Below are 20,050 nucleotides of genomic sequence, written 5' to 3' on the forward strand. Positions count from 1 at the left end.
GCTACCAACACCTGCGGTCTTTTTATACCCATGTCAGTATATTAACCATAGCATAACACATATTGGCAAAAATTCAATCTCCAATACCAATATTTTGATTGTTTATAGCTGTTTAAATTTGAGCAATTAAGCTTTGATTAAACTTAATCAAGGTCAATCATATCGTCAATAAGATATTGATTCTTATTTTTGACAAGGTTGAATTGTACCTTTGTTGTGCGTTTTAATACCTTTTTAAAGTTTAAGGAGTCATATCCAATGCCTTCGAATAAAACAATAATATTTGTAGAAGTCTTCTTTTGGATAGTTACTTTTAGGCCTTCCACAATACCTTGCATACTTGATGAGAATCCTTCTGTCTCAACGCATTCATAAGTACCGTTATCTCTCTTCTTAAAGAAAAAGGCAAAGATTTCTTCTGCTTTAGAGGGGGTATAGTATTTTTTTAAGTTTGAAATGATAACTTCTTTTGAGTTGCCATCAATGAATCGTTTTGACCTTGAGAGTGATATAAAATCCCCCGTCCATGTTTGTAATTTATCAAACCATAGTAATTTAGGTATATCACCTTTACTGGTTAGTACTTTATCAGTCAGTACATCAGGCGCAGAGTTTTCTAAAAGAGATGATATGAAAGTTATATTTTCTTTTGTTAGTTTATCATTTTTGGAGGCGGCAACACTGGCTTTTACTGCTTCAGCTTTGGTTGGACTCCAAGATGAAATTGAAGTGATAGCTAGGATGGAAATCAGCAAGAAAAGATAAACTTTTTTCATCACCAAACTCTCCATTCTGTGTTCATTTTTTATTTGAAAAGCACAATCCCCCCTCATTATAAAGGGGGGATAAGTATTTGTCAATTTATTCCAAAGGTATACCTAATTCTGTACGTTTTTCAGGTGTCATTGCACGAATTTCTTCAATACTATAAAAAATGGAATCTTCATTAGTTAACTCAGGGGGTAGCATGTCTGTCTCTAAATTGTCTATATCGAATTCTTGCAACTGAGTTTTGAAGGTTTTAATTTTAGGGAAATATGTCAATGGGTCAAATGTTGAATTTCCAAAATCATATTTTGTACCATTTCTTGTTTCGAAATGCAAGTGAACACCATCGGCACCTCCTGTTTCCCCCATTTCTCCGATCTGTTCTCCTTCATAAACTTTCTCATCATTTGAAACTAGTGGCTCTGTATTTAGGTGAGCGTACCAAGTTTGTACATTTTTTTTATCGACAGTGTGGTTAATTATCACCAAATATCCATAGCTACTTTTTTTACCTTTCTTGCTTTGATGGTATCCAGAAAATACAACTTTACCATCAAAAACTGAAACTACTGAATCTCCAGCTCTTCCTGCTTTTTTAGCGCCAATATCGATTCCCTTATGAGTTTTTGAATATTTTTGTGTCACCCTAGTAGAATCGGGAACAGGCCATGTTGCAGCTAGTGCAGTAGTAGATGAGGTCAATATTGCTAGTGCAGTTAGTAGCGCGAAACTTTTTTTCACTATTTATCACCTTTCTTATTTGTTAAAAATTTTTTTAGCTGCTTCCTTCAGCTCAAGTCGCTGTGTAGACCAATCGTATTTTAATTTCTGTTTGTGTAATATCTTTGCTGAGTTCTTCGAAGTCAATTTCTTGATAAGAGTCACCCCATATCACATCTGATTAACATTAAACAGTTGAATTCTATTCTCTGTAGTAAGCAGAAAATTACATTCCCATTGTTAGGCATCTCCAGCAATTGTGTTGGAGCACGAATTCCACTCGGACGTTTAGGCTTTACTCTGCGATAGAATTAGCGAATTTTAAAACTTCTTCACGTGTTAATGTTTCTGATTTTTTAGCCAGTACCCAGTATGTTAGACCTTTATACTTCCATGATAAGTTAATGACGTTTTCATTTTCTTGAATTTCAGCCTTTGAGCCATTAATCTCAGTTTCTTTAACGGCTCCACCAATATGCATATTTCCTTCTGTAACAATCATATATAGAGAGTTACATACCTTTCCTTTTTCGCATGAACCAGAATAAAAAATATCGTATGTTTTAAGTCTATTTTGCAATTCACTAGCTGTAATTTCTCTAGGGGGGTCATTCTGTACGACAGAATTCAAGGTAAGACTCTCTGGTACATATTTAGGCATAATAAAACCTAAATCGTTTTGAACAGTTTGCAATGTGACTACCTTAGATGGTTCTTCACTTCTTATTTTGTATCCTTGTACTGATTTGTTCTCAACATTGGCTGAGACAGAAAAACCTATACTCAAAAAAGCTAAGGTTAATAATGCACCAGCAAAGTGTTTTTTCATAGAATGTTCTCCTTATTTGGATGTTTTATTAAGGTTGATAAACGTATTTATTTCGAACAAAATATGAGTCACCAGCTCCACAACCATTTGCATGTGCAAATACTCTTGATTCTGTATACGCAAGCGCTCTTGAGGTTGTTTTTAGCTTGACACCTGTATCGAATTTTTTGTTTCCACTGGTTAAGCCGTCACAAAAAATATCATTATAAGTAGTGGTATTTTCCCCACCGCCTGCACTGTCAACAACCAGATAAATTCCATAAGCGACACCATCATCTGAAGCCTTAGCTTTTGTAAAATCAGCTCTTTGGAATTCAATCGTATCTTTGCTTATTCTTTTTATGGTATCATAATGTCTAAAAGAGAAAGTTTCATAACCGTTCAAATAATCTGGAGAACCATCTTCTACATCTTGATAATATGTGTATGTGGCTCCAAGGTCCGGTTTTAATTTTGAAACATAAGTTTCATCGGCATAGACAGGACTTGTGCCAATAATGGACAATGCTAAAATGGAAGTCAAGGCTAAAAATCGCTTCATTTTTTCAGCTCCTTAATATTCAAATATGAAATGGGAGGGAACGAGATGAACCTTTTGTACTTTGGCATTGGTATTGTTTTACTTGTCGTTGGGATTGCATTATTTCCTTTGATGGATTCAATCAGTTTAACAAAAAGGGATAAGCATGGTAGTAAACATCCAATAGATGAATCTAACTACCCCTCATCATCCGAAAATCGGCCAGATTAATACAGCAAAAGGTCTTCAATGAATAGCTTAAAAACGACTTTATAATTATTCCTCCCTACTAGGTTTAGTAAAGTTTTCCGTACAGCCTATTCATATCGACCAACTAGCGTCTAATCTTCTCAAACATTACAATGTATTTATCTAGTTGTTGGCTCATTTGTATTACAGTTGGGTGTAAAAATGAGCCTTTTTTGAAATACAACATCTCTAATTCTTTGCGGAGGATTTCTATAAGCCTTTGTAATCATTTTCTAGTTGAAGATTTTCTGTTTTCATATTCTGTAAGTGAGTGGTAAAATGTTCTTGAGTAACATTTTTTGTTGCTCAAGGTGGGGCGTTCCGATTGTCTGCAAACTAACGGGAACGCTCCTTTTAGTTGTTAAGTCGTTTAGATCGAAGTTCACACCTCCTTTCTTCCTCCTGAGTATTATTTTACCATATGTACTATAAATTACCTCTCTGTACTGAAAATGTAGAACGTACTTAAAATTTCAACAACAATTTACATTTTTTGAACATAAAAAAAAGAACGCTGGATTAACAGCGCCATTGAAGAGAAATAATTGATTTAATATCCCGGATCAACTACATACGGAGTACTTTTTAATGCGATGACATTTAGAGTGTCTTCTGTTTTGTTTAAAGGTAATGAATCCGCAACAACAATTAATGATAAGCATAATACCGCCACAGTTAGCATCTTCCTCATTCTATATTCCTCCTTTAATTACAATTTATGTTCGTAATATTATTATACACCTCATCTAATTGTTTTATATATTCCAAATCAAACGACATTGACTTTTTGGTAAAATGGGAAAAAACATCTTTCATGCATATTGACATTTCTTGATATGCGCTCACCTTCCCAAAAGAACTTAAACTCAACAGATAGCATTCTTTTCCTTGCTCAGGAAATCCAGTTTCAATCATAAAATTTCCTTTGTATTGATAAAATATCCCCATCGATATGAACTGAAATGGTGTTTGAGGATTGCTAATTATACATTCCTGTTCTAGGGTCAGCAATTCTGCAATAGAGTTCATGTCACTCATTTGAAAATATACATCAAATAATTCATTCGCCACATGAATTTTAAGTTCCTTACTAACCTCATCTAGACACTCTTTTAACATTGGAATAGCTACATCATGCTCTTTCTTTTTAGCTTTTACAATGCCACGTGTGATTTTGGTGGCATCTGGAACGAAGTTGTATTCAAAATTTTCGAAAATATTTAAATGATGTTCAACCTCATCATATTTCCCTAATAATAAAAGAGAGTTAATCATTGCTAAATAGGCTCTAGCCTTTAATTCATTGCTGGATTTGTCTTCATTAAGACCTGCTTCAGCCAGTTCGATGCTTTCATGGTATTTCTTAATGGCAAATGCTTGTAGCGCCATACGAAAATAAAAAATTGCTTTTTCTTCTTCAGTCAAGAATCTTTTATAATGTATAATTTCTTGACCCAGTGAAAAACTATCCTCCATTTTTTTTAGATCTTTTCTTTCAATAAGATATTTTTGTAACAAACCCTTTGCTATATATTTTGGTTCCCCACGTAATCTAGCGTACTCAATAATAACGCTATATAGCTTTAATTTGACCTCATTCCTTATTGTGTTACCTGCAAGATCATACAACCGTTCTAATAATGTATATGTATCTTCTTGGGGATTCTCAAGAATTTTGTTGGCTAATTTAGCTATTAAAAACAAATTTCTCATTTCTATTGCTTCGGATAATAGGCTATCCAAAAATTCAATTCTGTGCTCAACATCAATATAGCGCTCTATGATTTCTTCATAAGGAATTGCCAAGACATCTGCAATTGGCTTTAAAGTTCTTAATTCTGGACGCTTTGTTTCATCGTTTTCAATCTTCGATAAAACCCCTTTGCTAATCCTAGTCACTCTGGATACTTCTGACAAACTGATGCCCAGTTCGGTTCTTTTCTCTTTTATCAGTTCCCCCAATGTTGTGAAAGTTAGACTGTCAACCATGTCAATCCCCTTCCTTAATTTATAAATAAACCCATTAATCCTTTATCAACCTTAACTTAATTCTAACTTTATTGTATTTTTTTGTAAATAACAATAAAAAATATTGGATTAAATAATTTTTTTATTTTTTTAAAACAAGAAAGGCGGTCTTTTAAATTATAGATTCAAGATCTCATAAATCTACTCCTATTCGATGGAAAGGGGGCTAGTCAATATGTACAAGTTGCATATAACTCTACGTTGAAAGGAACTGTTACCATGTCCAGTAATCAAGTCTTAGAAGTGAAAATTGAGAATCTGCACAGAGAACTTAATTCATTCAAAGAAGAGACAAAAGAAGATATCCGAGATATTAACTTGAGTATTAAACAAAGTGAAAAGCTTTTTAATGATGCCATCGTGACCATGACTGAAAATATTACCAAGCTAACTACTATTGCCGATCAGCAACGTGAAGAGATGCGTCAACAGCGTGAAGAAATTAGATTAATTCGAGAATCTAAGTCTTCAGAAGTAAAAGTTTCTCAAGGTAATGATGAAAAGAAACGGTATCAAGAAACCACTAATAAGTTGATTATGCTGATTGGTTTAATCCTCTGTGTATTACTCGGATTGAATGCATCTGCTGTGAATTTTTTGCAATAACTGGAGGCGATTATATTTGAAAATTATTGAAAAACTACTTACCCCTAACGACTACTCCAGACCACGTTTAAAAGTAAAAACAATCAAAGGAATTGTCATACATTGGGTAGCTGCACCCATGCAGAAGTCAATCAATACATGGGGATTTTTTGAGAATCGTAAATTTGGAAAAACAAATTATGGATCAGCTCACTACATTATCGATTTAAATGGAGATATTTTGAAGTGTATTCCTGAAAATGAAATGGCATATCACGTAGGATCAAAAACATACACTGATTCTGCTTTGAAACGTTTAAGTACATACCCGAACAACTGCACGATTGGCATTGAATGCAACCATATAGACATGAGTGGGAAGATGGCTTCTGAAACATATCAATCTCTCTTAGAATTTTGTGTGCAGTTATTGAAACGGTATAACCTAACTGAAAATGATTTGTGGTTACATAAGGAAGTTGTTGGCTGGAAGGATTGTCATAGATGGTTTGTAAACAATCCTGATGAGTGGGCTTTGTTTAAAGAGAAAGTCGGAAAAGCATTACACGGTGGCACTTCTAAAAATACAACAACTATAACAAAAGAAAAGGTGGTATATATCATGTCAAAATACTTTAAAGACATTCCTGAAAAGATGAAGTGGGTTTCTGATTCGGCTGATCGTTTGTATGAGAAAGGCATTGTACTTGGAGATGAAAAAGGTAATTTACATCCAGATCAACCTGCTACTCGTGCAGAAGTAATCACTTTTATTGATCGAGCAGTTGAATACGTTCTGAAAGAAGTTAAATAAGGAGGCTATCATTTAAAAAGGAGTATGATAAAATGAGTGTTTTATTAGGTAAAATCGTATTGGATGTAGCTCATCTTCTACTGTTAGCGGTAGGAACATGGGCTATTTTTTATTTGGTTACGTTTCTCAAAGGTAAAATTAAAAAAGAACATACGTTACGTGCTGTGCAATATGCGGAACAAGCCTTTGTTCATTTGAAAAATAGGAGAAGTACAATGAAGCTGTTAAGTACTTTGTTGCAAGTATGACTCGAAATAAAATTAAAGTAACCGATGAAGAAATTGAAGCATTAATTGAGTCTACTCTTCGTGAATGGAAAGATGAATTGAATAAACAAATGAAGTAAAACAATTGTCCCCTTCTGGTTAAATGCTGGAAGGGGATTTTTTTGTTTATATTAGGAAGTTACCACTCTATAAATTATACTTCATAATAACCTCAATGACTTCTTCGTAAATCTTTTTCCGTTTCTCCTCTCTGCGACAATTGATACAATATGGGTCTTTACAGAATTTCCTTAGACGGAGAAATGTATTACGCATTTCCTTCCCACACTTGCAAGCGTATACTAATTCACTTTTTTGATTCACATAAGGACTTAATAGCTTGCATTGATAACTTTCAAACCAAAGATTAGCCTCGCTCTGTGTATATTGAGATTTAGCTACCATCATTTCACCTCTCTATGGGTTGTCTGGTACAATAAAGAAAAAATAAGGAGGATAAGTATGAAACGTCTACCGATCGCACTACTATTAGGCTTCTCTCTTCTCGTAACAGGCTGCGGGACTAAAACAGCTCCTGCTCCTGATCAACAACAAAATAACGCTGCTTCCGGGCAAACCGCTCCTTCCGACAAAAAGGAGGAAACCGCTAAAAAGCCTGGCAAACAGTATGATAAGGCTCCTGAGATGAAAATTGACCCTAGCAAAAATTATGAAGCCGTTGTGGAGACGAACAAAGGGTCATTTACCATCCAATTGTTTGCGAAAGACGCGCCTAAAACGGTCAATAACTTCATTTTCCTCGCAAACGATCATTTTTACGACGGTGTAACATTTCACCGCATCATCCAGAGCTTCATGATTCAAACTGGTGATCCAAAGGGAGATGGAACAGGCGGCCCTGGTTATTCCTTTGAAGATGAATTAAAGAATGGGCACTCATATGATAAAGGTGTTGTAGCAATGGCTAATGCGGGGCCAAATACCAATGGAAGCCAGTTTTTCATTGGTTCCGGAGATGATGTAAAGAACTTAGAGGCTCGACCAGACTTTACAATATTCGGAAAAATAACAGCTGGTATGGATACCATCGATAAAATTGCCGCTACCCCTGTCAAAGCAAATGCATATGGTGAAAATAGTACGCCAACTGAAACCATTACCATTCAAAAGATCACCGTTACTGAAAAATAAACATAAGGAAACGCGCAAGCCCTTGGAATGCCTCTAGGCATGAAACCAAGGGCTTTTTCCTTTTTCATATACATGGCTGCCTACATATACAGCTTCTATACAATCCCATTCTTCTACGATATTTCATACGTTTCCCATGGGAATTAGAGGTATGATAGCCAATCTTCGGGTTCATTCTTGGCAAAGTGAACCATTTGTTCTCCTCCATACCTGTCTATTTCTGCTTTTTTTGATCATGTTCAATCCTGTTTTCTAGCTGGCTAACTCATGCCTTCCCACTAGCCTTTTGTTCCCTTCATTCCTTGTCCCAATGCGCTTTTACACGTCCGTATCTTCTAAAAGCCTTCCCTTTCTCACTGCCTACTGCTGGTCCCTGTTAAAGGAAATCCCTTCCATTTCTATATCCCTATAGCGTTTTTTCATGCATTTCCTCCCAATTTGGTTTCCAATATCCTACTATTGTCCTAGTCTTTTCCCTGCGACTAGAATGATTGGAGACCAAAAGACTCATCGGCATAAATTGAGGACAAAAAATAAAAGGGCGTTTACCTCTACGTCCTTTTCTATTACATGAAAAAATTGCCAAATTTGACGTGTGGTGAACTAGTCTAGCTCCCATCCGAACTTTAAAGGAGGCATTCTCTTGGAATCAATAAGGACATTACCTTTGATACGTATGGCTTTACACATTAGTCTTTTAGCAAGCGTTAGTGCTATCGCATTTTTCTTTACACCAGCCGGTGTAGCTGCTCCGGTCATCCAACCCGTGTCTGCAAACAAGACAGAAAAACAAGCTGCCTCGGCTTTTGCTCCTCAACAAAGTCCAGCAAAGTTGGAAGCTGTAGAAGAGGTGCCAACAGACAGTAATCAGAAAAACATTAAGAAAACGCAAGCTAAGCTCCAAAAAGCAGGGCTATATCAGGGGCCGATTGACGGTCGGTCAAGTGAGGAATTAGGACAAGCAGTAGCCGCTTTTCAACGCTTAAAAGGTCTCCCGGTAACTGGACTACTTAATGAAGAAACCTTCGCCCGGTTACAAAAAAGTAATTCTATTTCCGCGGAAATTGACATGTTAGAACGTCTAGTTTATGCGGAAAGCCGCGGTGAGCCATATAAAGGAAAGGTTGCCGTGGCAGCCGTTGTATTAAATCGAGTGAAATCAGAGCAGTTCCCTGATACTATAAAAGGCGTCATTTTTGCTCGTAATGCGTTTAGCGTTATTCAAAATGGACGATTGTCCTCTGCTAAAAACAAAGAAACTCAATTAGCTGTTCGAGATGCTTTATTTGGAGATGACCCTTCTCGTGGAGCCCTGTATTTTTACAATCCAGACATCTCTACTTCTAGGTGGATCTTTAGCCGGACAACAACTGTCGTGATTGATAACCATGTATTTGCTGTTTAGAAAAATAGGAGTAACTTGTGATTTCACATGATTTTATTTTTCTTTTATTTTACCTTTATTTCCAATTTATTTTTGTTTGATATAGTAAGGCCTAATCAGTCGTTTCAAATTTGAGTTGGATACTGAAGACTCTTTCTTCAGAGTACTTATCACAACGGTTATTCGGGTGAGAGCGAATTCAATCGATTAGTAAGTGTTCCTTCTCAAAACCCCCATATTCTCTGCACACATTCCATGACGGATGAGTGCTTTTTTTTTACCATTTTGCTCACGTTTTTTCTTTTTTCTTGTTACAATAAAGAGTTAGTAAGATAAATAGAAGCAGGAATCAAGTATAGGGGAGGCAAAATATGCGTTTATACAGCCAGTTTACCTTAGCAGAACTACAAGAGGAAATGGAAACACTTCGGAAAGAAATTGATGAGAAAAAAAGACAAAACGATCAGGTAAGCGTTGGCATTCTTGAACAAAAATTTTTCATGGCAAAATCCTATTATCTAGGCACCAAAGAATTCCGTATTGGGAAATGCTATAAGGTACACGGACAACAAGAGCCCTTTATCATTGATTATTTTAATGGTGTATTTGCATGGGGAACCTTTCAACATGACAGAGAGGCAGAAGCCGTGGGTTTTCCAGTCGGCATGCTAGAAGAATAATTTTCGGGGAAAGTGAGACTATCATCATGGACATCACCAGTTTACTTCTGTTGTTATTGCTAGGATTGGCAATTGTAGGTAGTAATAATGCAGTAGCGATTGCCGTTTCTTTTTTACTGTTTGTGCGTTTATTACAATTAGAGCGTGTTTTTCCGTTTTTAGAACAAAACGGTTTGCATATCGGAATCATTATTTTAACAATCGGCGTTATGACTCCGCTTGCTAGTGGAAAAATTACACCGCAAATGATTTGGAGTACATTTACCCACTGGCAATCGTTATTAGCTGTAGTGGTAGGAATTTTTGTTGCTTACTTAGGGGGACGAGGTGCAGGCCTCATGTCAGCGAATCCTGTCATTGTTACAGGGTTATTAGTAGGAACAATTATCGGGGTATCACTATTTAAAGGGGTTCCTGTGGGACCATTAATCGCTGCTGGCATCGTTTCGATGTTATTTCAGGTTTTACCAAAATAAGCATAAAAAACAAGCCTCCATCCATACGGGTGAGAGGCTTGTTTTCTAGTTACTGCATATGCTGCATGTTCTCCCGAAAACAGGATAGGCTAATATGTATCTGTAAAAGAAAGGATTTTTACACTGCCATGTCTGCTTTTTCAAAAACAGAAATCCTGGCAAGCATTCGAGATCAGGTAAGGGAAGCAAATGCCACAAATATTTCCCGCACGAATGCTTATCATTCCTTTTATAAGGCTTATCCTGAAATAGATTGGGCTCTGTTAGCTCATTTGGTCTCACGTAACGGCGGTTGGCAAATGACCGATTTACGCGGGGAATGGTTGCCCAAAATATTACCTCAGCAAGAAATAGAGGATTTTTTTATCTTTTTGGAGCGATGTAACTGGCTTATATTCCAAGATGCCTATCCCCAGCTATTGCTATATGAAGCTATGCAGAGACATTCGCAGGATTTTTCAGCATGGCTCCCTGAGCTTGGTGTTTCTGCATTTATGATCCCGATTTGGTCTCAATTTTGGAGCAGCATGTCTCAATTTAAAGGAAAAGCATGGAGTCCTTTTGATCCAACCCTAAAAGCTGAACGTAGACGGCTTACCTGGGCTCTCATTATTAATGAACAAAATTACATTCATCAGCGAGTCATTACCCATCCACACTTTGTCAAACATGTATTAACACGATTAGATTTTACCTTACCCGAAATGCTTTCCTTGCAACAAGTCCTATTCCCTTACCAAACCTCGCATAGCAATGCCTACGATAAAATTCTGGTGCTTAATCTGGCGCATTTTGAGAAGCTATCCAGCCGTATTCAGATCGGCAAAACCTTATATCATTATCTATTTGCTAAACCTGAACGTTTGAAAGCTATCTGTCGTTTTTGCGAAGAGGTTAAGCATACAGGCTCAAGGGCTGATTATTGGCCCCATCGTTTTACTTCTATTGAAGAAAAGATACGTACATCTGCCTTTGCCACTGATGAGCCCTTCCCAGCCTACAGTCCTTGTTTAGAACAAGTATGGTTACCTGTTCGCCATAAGGATGCCGGGGGAACAGACTGGTTTTGTGACCTGTCCTGGTACGATAAATTAGAAAAAGGAGAGCTGTTACCAGTAGAAGGAGAGTCTGAATATCAATCGGCATTAGATATGATCAGACAAGGCACTCATTGGTTTGCTCCGTTTTTGAAAATAAAGCAATGGCTTCAATCCATTACAAAAGATCGTAATTTTTCAAAATAAATAAACCCCATTTGTTACTAAGCTATAGCCTATTCACAAAAAAAGGAAAGCAACCTGACTATAGGTTGCTTTCCATGTGACAGTGACAAAAGACTTTATCTAAAAATGGGGATAGCTTCTTGTCATCCCGCTGTGTTACTTTGGCCTATTTAGGCTGGGTCAATCCCAATTTTTTCGTAATGCTAATAAACGTCTTATAGGTTGCGTTCATTTCTTCTCCCGGCTTCAAGCTTTTTTTATAATCGCTATAATCAGCATATAAATCATCCATGCATTCTTCTAGTAGTTCTTTTTCAATTTTCGTTAGCATTTTTCTTATCCTTTCTGATTAGGAGTAACGACCAGATAGGTCTCTAATTCCCCATGTTGATAGATGAAAGGTAACGGACATATTGGCACGTCACCTTTACTTGCGAAATGGTGTGTTACTTGAGCTAATAGTTGTGCCCCTTTATCATTTGCTAGATCGCCAATGATCATGACATCCTGATGAGGAATAGCGGTTCCCAGTAGCTTTCCTTTCTTTTTCCCCTCAAATTCATGCAGGATTCCGGGCAATAAAATCCGACTCGCCGCATATCCGTCTTGTGCATTGAGAAAATAAAGCACATGCTCCCCTACCTGATCGGTTTTAATGGTATAAGGAGATGCCTCAAGATTGTCCATCGCAAGGTCATGTAGCTTCTCTTGCGTCCAACCCGCTTGCTGTAGCATTTTCTCATCCAGTAGAATGTATCCGTCCTCGCGATCTAACGCGTAGGCAACTGTGGTTTCTGCTGTATGGGGATGGGTGATTAAGGTTTTGGCTCGAGGATGGTCGAAAAAAGATGAATGGCGCAACACTGGATACACATTCTGTTCATTTCCCTCTAGCTTACTTGTATCTGTAGCTCCTTTTACCGCTGCCATTATATGCTGTACATAACGATATAAAAGTTCACGACGGTTGTCAGGCTGAGCTTCCACCTGCTTATATAAGGCTTCTAGGGAAATGGAGCGCTCATGGATCTCATCTTTTATAACAGCTTGTAGCTTCATGTGCTCCCCGTCTAAAAGACAGCTCCAGCCCTCGGGTAATTCTTTCTCCAATAATTCTTTTACACGCTTTTGAATGGATTCACTGCCTTTTGGATTGTGTTTTTGTTCTTGATCATGATTGTAGCTCATCTACTCACCTCTTTGTCTGATCGCTACTTTGCATTGCCTTTTAAAAAAATCGTTCCTACCAAGGTGGAGCATCATCTGAAGGTGCTAGTGCTGATGCTACTTCCATACTAGAGGTTTCTTCAGCGCTGTTTGCTTGGTATCCAGGATGAACGGTCGCTTCTTTAGCCCTTCTTTCAATGTCATCTACTAGCTCATGAAGAGATTTGGGCTTTAAAAATTCCACAGGAGAGAAGCCTTTCTCAAATTGCAGTGCATCTCCCTCTAAGACAACAACATAACGGCCATTCACTTTGGCAATATTCATTTGTGTCCCATAATCGGACAGCATTGCTCTTACCTGCAGGTGATCCAATTTAAATTTCAGTTCAATCTCAGGTTGGTGCTCCGTAATGATATGCATCGCTTCCATGACGGTCTCATGTTCCCATTTCTCAGACAGCTCCCGTTTAGGACTAGCAGCTATTAGTTCGATTTCTTCTTCCTCCTGCTGACGCTGCGGTGAATCTTCTGGATACGTATATTCAATATGCTGTTTTGCAAGCGAGATAACTTCTTGAGAGACAATCTCTGTGATCGTTCTCGGATACTCGATAAATTTGAGGAATTCTTCAAAATAGCGGGCATGGGAGAACTGATGAATTTTCACATGATAAATATCTACCATACCTTCTTCTTCCATGAAGGGATACATAATTGATTTGATATTTTTTGCATTAATGGCCATTTCCACATTGGATATCAGGCTGTTTTCATCCGTGATCACCGCTGTTTTTTGCTCAAAATCACATTTTAACAGAAATAAGAATTGATCGTCGAGCTTGTCTAGCTTGGCTTTAACGATTATGAGCACGCCACCGCGAACTTGTGGTGTTTTGACATAGGATTGTAGGAGATCTAGCGAATGCGACTTGATATCTTCCTTAGCTGTGGAATGCAGCAAACGTTTAAACAGCCCATAATTCGGATTTGAATCAAGCGGATGTCCAGGCTCTAGGATAAATTGCCCCAATTTCGTTGCCGCCGCATCATGTAAAGGATTTTTTTCTACTTTTCGTTTCGCAATCTTGGTAAATTCTCCGTCAAGGAACGTTTTTAGCTCGCTTTGTTCATATTCATCATGGGAGAGAATTTTAGACATGCGTACCTGCTTCGTTCCCTCATCATCAATCTGCTCTAATACAAAAAAGGAAAGCCAGTCGATACTAAAGTTCATAAAAATGTTTCTCCTTCTCTCTATTTCCCGCGTTCTAGCTATCAGAACTTGATTATAACAGATGATTTGCTTACATTGGAGATAAGGAGCAATTTTCATGAGCATATTAGGCATCTAGGAGGAGAGAAAACATTGAGCAGTTTGCCTTTTACTAGCATTATCTGGATCATTATTCTTGGGGTCAGTTTTTGTTTTTTATTCTATTTGCTATCTAAACGTCCAAAATAACCAGCTATAACCTTGTAGTAACTAAAAGAGCGGCTTTTTTAGCCGCTCTTTTTCACGTGGACCCTATTCGACAATCTCCTTTTGCTTTGCTTGTTCCATTAGCTCTTTTAAATCTTGAGCTTGTCTTTGCAGTGTTTGACGCTCCTGACTGGATAACCGCTCGCCACCAATCGGTCCATTTACCAGCAGTTTCTCTTCATACAGTCGATTTTTACGCACAAGCCCTTCCCACCTTCCGTTAATAAGGAATGTTTGTACCCTACTAATGTGTCACAGTTAGAGGAGGCTTATGTACCTACTAAGAAAAACAAGCGGTCTTGTTAGGTACGTTTTCTTGAAGGGCTGCGCTTACCTTGTATATGTTCTCCGCTTGAAGACTCACGCTTTTTCGCTTTCTGTCCCAAATTCGCCTTACGTACCTCGTCTGGATCAACCAATGCCCCATAGGACATCGCTTTTTCCAGAATCGGAATTTGTTTTTGTTTAGAAAATTTTTGAATGATAAATCGTTGGTTAGGCAAGACAATCGAAAAGACCAGTCCGGCTTTCCCCATACGTCCCGTTCTTCCGCTTCGGTGAACATATGTATCGGCATCGGTGGCAGGATCATAGTGGATAACCAGCTCAACATCAGAAATATCAATACCGCGAGCAGCTACATCTGTTACGATTAATACAGGTAGCCTCCCCTCACGGAATTGCTGCAGGGCCCGCGCTCGATCCACTTTTGGCGTATCTCGGTGAAGCAGTTCGCATTCCAGATGATGATAGGTTAACTTCTCTTTAATTTCATCAACCCGCTCGATGGTATTTAAGAAAACAAGTGTTTTTTTAGCATTGACCAAACGAATCAGACGCCGAAGCGCATCTGCTTTTTTACGTCCCTCTTCCACTAAATAAAAATGAAGCACTTCATATTTACTCTCAGGAGCCTCTGTTGCAATGACTACCGGGTCATGAGCCATGCTCTTTATCAAAGCTTGTGTTTGTTTAGATAATGTTGCAGAGAAAAACAAGCGTTGCGTATCACGCATTAAACGGCGCAATACATCCTGGACCGGATTAGCAAATCCTCGATCGAGCATACGATCGGCCTCATCTATTACTACACTTTTCACGGTATGCACTTTTAATTTACGTATTTCCAACAGCTCTTTTACGCGCCCCGGCGTTCCGATAACAATAGCTGGATGGGTTTTTAGCTTTTCCAACTGGCGCTTCGCATCGACTCCACCAATCAGTGCGGCGGCATGCATTCCAATAGAAGCCAACAATTGCGTAGCCTCGCGATAAATTTGCATAACCAGCTCTTGCGTAGGTGCTAACACTAGTACTTGTAATTCTTTTTTTGTTTCATCTAAATTTTGGACAAGAGGCAATAAATATGCCATTGTTTTGCCTGATCCCGTAGGAGATTCAGCTATGACATCTTTTCCCTCTAGAATAACAGGTAAGGTTTGTGCTTGAATAGGAGTTAGCTTTTCATAGCCACGTTCCCTTAGAAATGTTACAATGGGACCTCGTGTAATTTGCATAAAATCGTTAGACACTGAAGAAATCCTCCTACAACCAAATAGTTCGTACAGATTAGCTTACCATTTTCTTGGCAAGAAGAAAACCCAAGGTATCAAATTCAATCTTTGCATCTCTCATCGCCATCTATGTATACAAAAGGCGATTTCTCAAAAAGAGTCATCGCCCTTACGTATCAGATTAGGAGTTAGAATCCACTCGTGTTTCGTGTTTTTCCATTTTATCATGGCGATCTGTCTCACTATGCTGGTTATGAGTACCCGGTGGATTTTTTCTGTACTCTTCTACTTGTTCCTGAAACTCTTTATCAAATTCGCGCATAAACCTCACCTCCATATGTAGTTTACCCAGAATAAGATGAAACATGCTGATAGCTTCATTAGGGTCTATCCAGTAAGTGCTGTCAATAGAATGCAAAAAGGTCGTAACCTTTTATTCACATGAGCGTCATATAAATGGAACTACCTCCTTACACCTAAAAATATCAGATTAAGCTAGATAGGAATGAGATACATGTCAGAGGCACCACTAACCCGTTCTCGCACTTCTAAAGATCAACAACCCATGCGAAGATCTAAAAAAAGAAAAGCGAAACGAAAAAAGAAACTATTATTAGGAAGTATTGTAACTTTCGTTGTACTAGTAGCTGGTTTTTATTTAACCCATGACTTGCGGTTGTGGCTTGCTGGAACGTTGCTAACAACTCAACACTCCAGTTGGGCTAAATATACATTGGTAGGAGAAGACGCCCTTAATTCTCTTCGTGCGGAGATTAACAATCCCGAAGCGATTAACTCCGTTTCACCTACAGAAGTAACTACTCCGCCTGCAAAAGAAGAAAAACAAGAAGAAAAGCCTGTTCAAAAAGAGCTGACTGAAGTTATTCCCGTAGAGAAATACTTCAATCCCGCTCATTACTTTAAAGGATACGTTATGAAGGTTTCCGATCCTCACCGTGTGCACTTAATTCAAACAACCGGTACAAAAAAGAACCGGGGTAAACCGCGCGGTGAATGGATTAGTGAATTCTCAGAACGAACGAATGCAATTGGCGGAGTCAATGCAAGCGGCTTTTATGACCCTAATTTTATGGGATATGGCAGCCAAGCAGCCGGACTAGTGATCGTAGATGGAAAACTGCTTCAGGATTACAATCCATCCGGCGGGGACACCGTGCTTGGAATTGATTATAACGGCAAACTAATAACAGGCCGTTATACCTCTAAAGAACTGTTGAAGATGAATATTCGGGATGCTATGTCATTTAGGCCTCAATTGGTGGTAAATGGAAAGAACCTCTTTGCTGGAAAAGATCCGATTAGCTGGGGAATCGCTCCACGTACGGCTGTAGGCCAGATGGCTGATGGCACCATCTTGTTCATTGTTATTGACGGTCGTCAAAAGCACTCGATTGGAGCTAGCATGAAAGATATGGCTGATCTGCTCGAAGAATACGGCGCTGTAAATGGAATGGCTATGGACGGCGGTACTTCTTCCATGATGGTTGATAAAGGCAATGTTCTCACAAAATCCGCAAATGGCGACCCACGTGGTCGTTGGTTACCAAACGCATGGATGGTATACTAAGCATAGGCATGTGAGTAGGTTAAAACAAATAACCTCGGCGAGCTTGAGAGCCGAGGTTTTACTTTGTACATTTGCAATGAAAGGAGGTTTTTCATATGGTACGTGTGTTATTTGTTTGTCTTGGAAACATTTGCCGATCCCCAATGGCAGAAGCCGTTTTTCGTCATCATGTACAACGCGCCGGACTAGAGCGATTCATTGAAATTGATTCAGCAGCGATTGGCAGTTGGCATGTTGGAAACCCTCCACATGAAGGGACTCAACAAGTATTAACGAAGCATAACATTCGTTTTGACACTATTGTTGCCAGACAAATTCGTTCTGCTGATTTTCAACAGTTTGACTATATTGTATGTATGGATAATTCCAATGCAGAAAAATTGCGTGCTTTTGCTCCAGATGCTAAAAATGTTACCAAACTGATGGATTATGCTTCAGCTTATAAGGAAACGGAAGTAGAAGACCCCTATTTTACGGGTAGATTTGATTACGTGTACGAGTTAGTCGAAGCAGGTTCGATTGGTTTAATCAATCATATTCGTGACAAACACCATTTAACTTAACAAACCAAGCTTGTTTCATTATTCGTTTTGTTTATTTGCAAAAAAAGCAGCCACTCCTAGAAAAAAGAGTAGCTGCTTTTCTTATTTAAGAAGAATTCCCCTGCCATTCCCCTATTCATTCATTTCTAGGGCAAGACAATTTGCTCAAAATAAGCAGGTGAAAACTCCTCCTTGTACGTTCTTCCAGTTAGCACCAAATTGTCCAGTTGTTCCTTCAGCTTTTGTAGTTTGGTTTTTTCAAGAGCTAAATTAATAAGGGTAGCTCTGGCAATCTGACGTAATATCTGTATTTCTTCTTTAATTGTATTCCCTAAATCCTTACCGCTATGAACCACTTCAGAACGATGGTTGTAGGAGTTTTTAATAAAATTGGCAATCCTAATCCTTTCTTCAGGTGTTTGCCCCAGATAATAAGCAATTCTTGTTCGCACCTTGTACGTAATCTCTCCCTTTTTACCATCCGGTACAAACAAAGACTCCAAAGCAATCCATAAATCTAATAGCTCATCCTCAAACGACTTCTTTTCTAAAGCTAATAAATATCTGCGATACGGAACGGTTGGAAACGAGATCTCTGCATTCATTAGACGGTTGAACAATCCCGCTATTTGATCAGTATATATAAACTTAGGTCCGTCTAATGAGCGTTTTAAATAATTAATCCCATACCGATTTTCTTCCATAGTTAATAAATAAGGGATCGAACAAACCCCTTCTCCATTCGCCATGTTTAAGCGATTCTCGATTTCAGCTATGAAAGGACGATCCTCTTTTACTTTTAAGGTAGGATACTCTGCATAGAGAAACAATGAGTTTGGTTTTACTTTTTCTTCAAAATGAAGCCGGTTCTCGTTCATCTGTGGACGCAAACGCTCATGACAAATCTTATACAAGGGCTCAAAGCCGGATACCAGAAAGAAATCCTCACTGAGCTGTATGCGAAGCGGTTTATCTGTTATGGTATTAAATACGGGTGCAATCAAGGTCGGCATGATGATCCCTCCATTCGCCACGGCTTTATAGGTTATGACTCTTACAAAGTCTTTGGGCCATTTTTACTTAGATGCTGATCCTTGTTCCTGACTCAAGCGTTTAATGATATTTTCATTCTCAATCATATCCTCTGGCTTGTCCGCATACAACAATCCATAATGCGTTAGCATAGTGGAAATTTGATTATTGTCCGTTAGAATGACATGCAGAACAGCTTTATTTTTAAAATCATAATACTCCAGAACTCTTCCTAGGTCGCGTGTTGGCGCTCCATAGACCTTTTTAATATCTTCTAGGGTCAGTTGCTTTTTAGACTCAAGATTTTTCATCAAATCTCCGCGTTTTAACATCACTTGGGCAGCTACTAATGTAGGATCAGCCGTTTTGGTAAAATATAAAGGATAGGCCTTGTTCCATTTTGCCCCTGTTAATGGATTCATCTTAATAAAAGCTACTTCTTGCTCTATTTCTGGATTTGGCCCATTCTCCGATTTTAAATTGGTACGAAAATTACTTTTAATGGTCTTTTTTTCTACAGCAGGCCCATATATTTTTTCCATTTGAGCTAGTGTCGTTTTCCCAATCACAGCATGCTCTGTAAGCTTGAGCTCGGCTGTGAGATCTATCTGATTAACCTTTATATCCTGGGCTTTTTCAGTAGGCGTAGTGTTTGATTGATTTCCACTGCAGCCTGTTACAAGTAATAAGCTAGCAAGCACTGCCATAAACATCGATCTTTTTTTCATAAAAATCTGTCCTCTCTTGTTTAACTATAATTCTCAGCGTTACAAACACTTCCCTGTGCATGTGATACCAATTTCCCTCCCATACTAATCACGAAGGAGCTGATAAGGATGGCAAAAGATGATTTCTTAGTAGAAAATCCGCATCAAACATATAATAACCAATTTCAAGGCTTAGAACAAACCGGGGAACCTTTACCAGGGACAAAAAAGGTAAAGCAAAAGAATCATTCCCGTCAAGTTAAAACACGCGAAGGATAATCCTCTGCTAACAAGCCGCCCTTCTCTGTCCGGATTGGCGGTTTTGT

The 20,050-nt window shown here is 38.4% G+C and carries 27 protein-coding genes; 12 read left to right on the top strand and 15 right to left on the bottom strand.

Going from position 1 to position 20,050, the window contains the following annotated elements:
• Window positions 1–143: 143 nt before the first annotated feature.
• The 4 genes from QZ995_RS06905 to QZ995_RS06920 form a co-directional block, all read right to left on the bottom strand.
• Complete coding sequence (locus QZ995_RS06905) at window positions 144–776, bottom strand: hypothetical protein (RefSeq protein WP_301804768.1); 633 nt, start codon at window positions 774–776, stop codon at window positions 144–146.
• An 85-nt stretch (window positions 777–861) separates the two neighbouring features.
• Window positions 862–1,509: a M23 family metallopeptidase gene (locus QZ995_RS06910; protein ID WP_301804771.1), complete on the bottom strand. Its 648-nt coding sequence runs from the start codon at window positions 1,507–1,509 to the stop codon at window positions 862–864.
• A 274-nt stretch (window positions 1,510–1,783) separates the two neighbouring features.
• On the bottom strand, window positions 1,784–2,317 hold the full coding sequence (locus QZ995_RS06915) for a DUF4367 domain-containing protein (protein ID WP_301804773.1): 534 nt from the start codon (window positions 2,315–2,317) through the stop codon (window positions 1,784–1,786).
• A gap of 28 nt (window positions 2,318–2,345) precedes the next feature.
• Complete coding sequence (locus tag QZ995_RS06920; RefSeq protein ID WP_301804776.1) at window positions 2,346–2,858, bottom strand: hypothetical protein; 513 nt, start codon at window positions 2,856–2,858, stop codon at window positions 2,346–2,348.
• 45 nt (window positions 2,859–2,903) lie between these two features.
• Between QZ995_RS06920 and QZ995_RS06925 the strand changes: the two genes are divergently transcribed.
• Window positions 2,904–3,068, top strand: coding sequence for a hypothetical protein (locus QZ995_RS06925; protein WP_301804779.1), 165 nt, complete (start codon window positions 2,904–2,906; stop codon window positions 3,066–3,068).
• Between the two features lie 103 nt (window positions 3,069–3,171).
• Here QZ995_RS06925 and QZ995_RS06930 read toward each other — a convergent pair whose 3' ends face one another.
• The 3 genes from QZ995_RS06930 to QZ995_RS06940 form a co-directional block, all read right to left on the bottom strand.
• Window positions 3,172–3,273, bottom strand: coding sequence for an aspartyl-phosphate phosphatase Spo0E family protein (locus QZ995_RS06930; RefSeq protein WP_301804781.1), 102 nt, complete (start codon window positions 3,271–3,273; stop codon window positions 3,172–3,174).
• 363 nt (window positions 3,274–3,636) lie between these two features.
• Window positions 3,637–3,777, bottom strand: a complete 141-nt coding sequence (locus QZ995_RS06935) for a hypothetical protein (RefSeq protein WP_003340961.1) — start codon at window positions 3,775–3,777, stop codon at window positions 3,637–3,639.
• Window positions 3,778–3,791: 14 nt separating this feature from the next.
• Complete coding sequence (locus QZ995_RS06940; RefSeq protein WP_301804793.1) at window positions 3,792–5,075, bottom strand: helix-turn-helix domain-containing protein; 1,284 nt, start codon at window positions 5,073–5,075, stop codon at window positions 3,792–3,794.
• A gap of 258 nt (window positions 5,076–5,333) precedes the next feature.
• On the opposite strand from QZ995_RS06940, the gene QZ995_RS06945 reads away from it, so the two are divergent.
• The 8 genes from QZ995_RS06945 to QZ995_RS06980 all read left to right on the top strand — a co-directional run bounded on the left by QZ995_RS06945 (window position 5,334) and on the right by QZ995_RS06980 (window position 11,715).
• Window positions 5,334–5,720: a hypothetical protein gene (locus tag QZ995_RS06945; protein WP_301804797.1), complete on the top strand. Its 387-nt coding sequence runs from the start codon at window positions 5,334–5,336 to the stop codon at window positions 5,718–5,720.
• A 16-nt stretch (window positions 5,721–5,736) separates the two neighbouring features.
• Window positions 5,737–6,513, top strand: a complete 777-nt coding sequence (locus tag QZ995_RS06950; protein WP_301804799.1) for an N-acetylmuramoyl-L-alanine amidase — start codon at window positions 5,737–5,739, stop codon at window positions 6,511–6,513.
• A 32-nt stretch (window positions 6,514–6,545) separates the two neighbouring features.
• Window positions 6,546–6,761, top strand: coding sequence for a hypothetical protein (locus QZ995_RS06955; protein ID WP_301804800.1), 216 nt, complete (start codon window positions 6,546–6,548; stop codon window positions 6,759–6,761).
• Between the two features lie 480 nt (window positions 6,762–7,241).
• Window positions 7,242–7,931, top strand: coding sequence for a peptidylprolyl isomerase (locus tag QZ995_RS06960; protein WP_301804802.1), 690 nt, complete (start codon window positions 7,242–7,244; stop codon window positions 7,929–7,931).
• A gap of 643 nt (window positions 7,932–8,574) precedes the next feature.
• On the top strand, window positions 8,575–9,336 hold the full coding sequence (locus QZ995_RS06965) for a cell wall hydrolase (protein ID WP_301804804.1): 762 nt from the start codon (window positions 8,575–8,577) through the stop codon (window positions 9,334–9,336).
• A gap of 350 nt (window positions 9,337–9,686) precedes the next feature.
• Window positions 9,687–9,995: a DUF1811 family protein gene (locus tag QZ995_RS06970; RefSeq protein ID WP_301804806.1), complete on the top strand. Its 309-nt coding sequence runs from the start codon at window positions 9,687–9,689 to the stop codon at window positions 9,993–9,995.
• A 26-nt stretch (window positions 9,996–10,021) separates the two neighbouring features.
• Window positions 10,022–10,471 carry a DUF441 domain-containing protein gene (locus tag QZ995_RS06975; RefSeq protein WP_031415625.1) on the top strand — a complete coding sequence of 150 codons (450 nt, stop codon included), beginning with the start codon at window positions 10,022–10,024 and terminating at the stop codon, window positions 10,469–10,471.
• Between the two features lie 128 nt (window positions 10,472–10,599).
• Window positions 10,600–11,715 (top strand): DUF2515 family protein, encoded by a 1,116-nt coding sequence (locus tag QZ995_RS06980; protein ID WP_301804809.1) that lies wholly within the window; start codon window positions 10,600–10,602, stop codon window positions 11,713–11,715.
• Between the two features lie 145 nt (window positions 11,716–11,860).
• Here QZ995_RS06980 and QZ995_RS06985 read toward each other — a convergent pair whose 3' ends face one another.
• The 6 genes from QZ995_RS06985 to QZ995_RS07010 form a co-directional block, all read right to left on the bottom strand.
• Window positions 11,861–12,025, bottom strand: coding sequence for a hypothetical protein (locus tag QZ995_RS06985; protein WP_258418161.1), 165 nt, complete (start codon window positions 12,023–12,025; stop codon window positions 11,861–11,863).
• A 5-nt stretch (window positions 12,026–12,030) separates the two neighbouring features.
• On the bottom strand, window positions 12,031–12,882 hold the full coding sequence (locus QZ995_RS06990) for a DUF1444 family protein (RefSeq protein ID WP_301804812.1): 852 nt from the start codon (window positions 12,880–12,882) through the stop codon (window positions 12,031–12,033).
• 55 nt (window positions 12,883–12,937) lie between these two features.
• Window positions 12,938–14,095: a DUF3900 domain-containing protein gene (locus QZ995_RS06995; protein WP_301804815.1), complete on the bottom strand. Its 1,158-nt coding sequence runs from the start codon at window positions 14,093–14,095 to the stop codon at window positions 12,938–12,940.
• A 291-nt stretch (window positions 14,096–14,386) separates the two neighbouring features.
• On the bottom strand, window positions 14,387–14,542 hold the full coding sequence (locus tag QZ995_RS07000; protein WP_301804818.1) for a hypothetical protein: 156 nt from the start codon (window positions 14,540–14,542) through the stop codon (window positions 14,387–14,389).
• Window positions 14,543–14,643: 101 nt separating this feature from the next.
• Window positions 14,644–15,873, bottom strand: coding sequence for a DEAD/DEAH box helicase (locus QZ995_RS07005; RefSeq protein WP_301804820.1), 1,230 nt, complete (start codon window positions 15,871–15,873; stop codon window positions 14,644–14,646).
• A 163-nt stretch (window positions 15,874–16,036) separates the two neighbouring features.
• A complete protein-coding gene (locus QZ995_RS07010; RefSeq protein WP_003340661.1) occupies window positions 16,037–16,177 on the bottom strand; it encodes a hypothetical protein in 141 nt (46 codons plus the stop codon).
• A gap of 192 nt (window positions 16,178–16,369) precedes the next feature.
• On the opposite strand from QZ995_RS07010, the gene QZ995_RS07015 reads away from it, so the two are divergent.
• Both QZ995_RS07015 and QZ995_RS07020 read left to right on the top strand, forming a co-directional pair.
• Window positions 16,370–17,443, top strand: a complete 1,074-nt coding sequence (locus tag QZ995_RS07015) for a phosphodiester glycosidase family protein (RefSeq protein ID WP_301804822.1) — start codon at window positions 16,370–16,372, stop codon at window positions 17,441–17,443.
• 95 nt (window positions 17,444–17,538) lie between these two features.
• Window positions 17,539–18,006, top strand: a complete 468-nt coding sequence (locus tag QZ995_RS07020) for a low molecular weight protein-tyrosine-phosphatase (RefSeq protein WP_301804824.1) — start codon at window positions 17,539–17,541, stop codon at window positions 18,004–18,006.
• A gap of 125 nt (window positions 18,007–18,131) precedes the next feature.
• Here QZ995_RS07020 and QZ995_RS07025 read toward each other — a convergent pair whose 3' ends face one another.
• Entirely contained in the window at window positions 18,132–18,998 is an 867-nt protein-coding gene (locus tag QZ995_RS07025) for a HEPN domain-containing protein (RefSeq protein WP_301804827.1), read from the bottom strand.
• A 63-nt stretch (window positions 18,999–19,061) separates the two neighbouring features.
• Entirely contained in the window at window positions 19,062–19,745 is a 684-nt protein-coding gene (locus tag QZ995_RS07030; protein ID WP_301804829.1) for a hypothetical protein, read from the bottom strand.
• A gap of 108 nt (window positions 19,746–19,853) precedes the next feature.
• On the opposite strand from QZ995_RS07030, the gene QZ995_RS07035 reads away from it, so the two are divergent.
• Window positions 19,854–20,003, top strand: coding sequence for a small acid-soluble spore protein P (locus QZ995_RS07035; protein ID WP_022586243.1), 150 nt, complete (start codon window positions 19,854–19,856; stop codon window positions 20,001–20,003).
• Window positions 20,004–20,050: the final 47 nt, after the last annotated feature.

It is taken from the genome of Brevibacillus laterosporus (assembly GCF_030489605.1).
In the GTDB taxonomy this organism is placed as follows: domain Bacteria; phylum Bacillota; class Bacilli; order Brevibacillales; family Brevibacillaceae; genus Brevibacillus_B; species Brevibacillus_B laterosporus_E.

Coding starts and splice junctions, on each gene's coding strand:
- QZ995_RS07035 (WP_022586243.1), top strand. CDS start 19,854: ATGGCAAAAGATGATTTCTTAGTAGAAAATCCGCATCAAACATATAAT.
- QZ995_RS06945 (WP_301804797.1), top strand. CDS start 5,334: ATGTCCAGTAATCAAGTCTTAGAAGTGAAAATTGAGAATCTGCACAGA.
- QZ995_RS07030 (WP_301804829.1), bottom strand. CDS start 19,745: ATGAAAAAAAGATCGATGTTTATGGCAGTGCTTGCTAGCTTATTACTT.
- QZ995_RS06995 (WP_301804815.1), bottom strand. CDS start 14,095: ATGAACTTTAGTATCGACTGGCTTTCCTTTTTTGTATTAGAGCAGATT.
- QZ995_RS06975 (WP_031415625.1), top strand. CDS start 10,022: ATGGACATCACCAGTTTACTTCTGTTGTTATTGCTAGGATTGGCAATT.
- QZ995_RS06980 (WP_301804809.1), top strand. CDS start 10,600: ATGTCTGCTTTTTCAAAAACAGAAATCCTGGCAAGCATTCGAGATCAG.
- QZ995_RS06915 (WP_301804773.1), bottom strand. CDS start 2,317: ATGAAAAAACACTTTGCTGGTGCATTATTAACCTTAGCTTTTTTGAGT.
- QZ995_RS06905 (WP_301804768.1), bottom strand. CDS start 776: ATGAAAAAAGTTTATCTTTTCTTGCTGATTTCCATCCTAGCTATCACT.
- QZ995_RS06925 (WP_301804779.1), top strand. CDS start 2,904: ATGAACCTTTTGTACTTTGGCATTGGTATTGTTTTACTTGTCGTTGGG.
- QZ995_RS06935 (WP_003340961.1), bottom strand. CDS start 3,777: ATGAGGAAGATGCTAACTGTGGCGGTATTATGCTTATCATTAATTGTT.
- QZ995_RS07015 (WP_301804822.1), top strand. CDS start 16,370: ATGTCAGAGGCACCACTAACCCGTTCTCGCACTTCTAAAGATCAACAA.
- QZ995_RS06955 (WP_301804800.1), top strand. CDS start 6,546: ATGAGTGTTTTATTAGGTAAAATCGTATTGGATGTAGCTCATCTTCTA.
- QZ995_RS06985 (WP_258418161.1), bottom strand. CDS start 12,025: ATGCTAACGAAAATTGAAAAAGAACTACTAGAAGAATGCATGGATGAT.
- QZ995_RS07010 (WP_003340661.1), bottom strand. CDS start 16,177: ATGCGCGAATTTGATAAAGAGTTTCAGGAACAAGTAGAAGAGTACAGA.
- QZ995_RS07025 (WP_301804827.1), bottom strand. CDS start 18,998: ATGCCGACCTTGATTGCACCCGTATTTAATACCATAACAGATAAACCG.
- QZ995_RS06920 (WP_301804776.1), bottom strand. CDS start 2,858: ATGAAGCGATTTTTAGCCTTGACTTCCATTTTAGCATTGTCCATTATT.
- QZ995_RS06990 (WP_301804812.1), bottom strand. CDS start 12,882: ATGAGCTACAATCATGATCAAGAACAAAAACACAATCCAAAAGGCAGT.
- QZ995_RS06970 (WP_301804806.1), top strand. CDS start 9,687: ATGCGTTTATACAGCCAGTTTACCTTAGCAGAACTACAAGAGGAAATG.
- QZ995_RS06940 (WP_301804793.1), bottom strand. CDS start 5,075: ATGGTTGACAGTCTAACTTTCACAACATTGGGGGAACTGATAAAAGAG.
- QZ995_RS07020 (WP_301804824.1), top strand. CDS start 17,539: ATGGTACGTGTGTTATTTGTTTGTCTTGGAAACATTTGCCGATCCCCA.
- QZ995_RS06930 (WP_301804781.1), bottom strand. CDS start 3,273: ATGTTGTATTTCAAAAAAGGCTCATTTTTACACCCAACTGTAATACAA.
- QZ995_RS06960 (WP_301804802.1), top strand. CDS start 7,242: ATGAAACGTCTACCGATCGCACTACTATTAGGCTTCTCTCTTCTCGTA.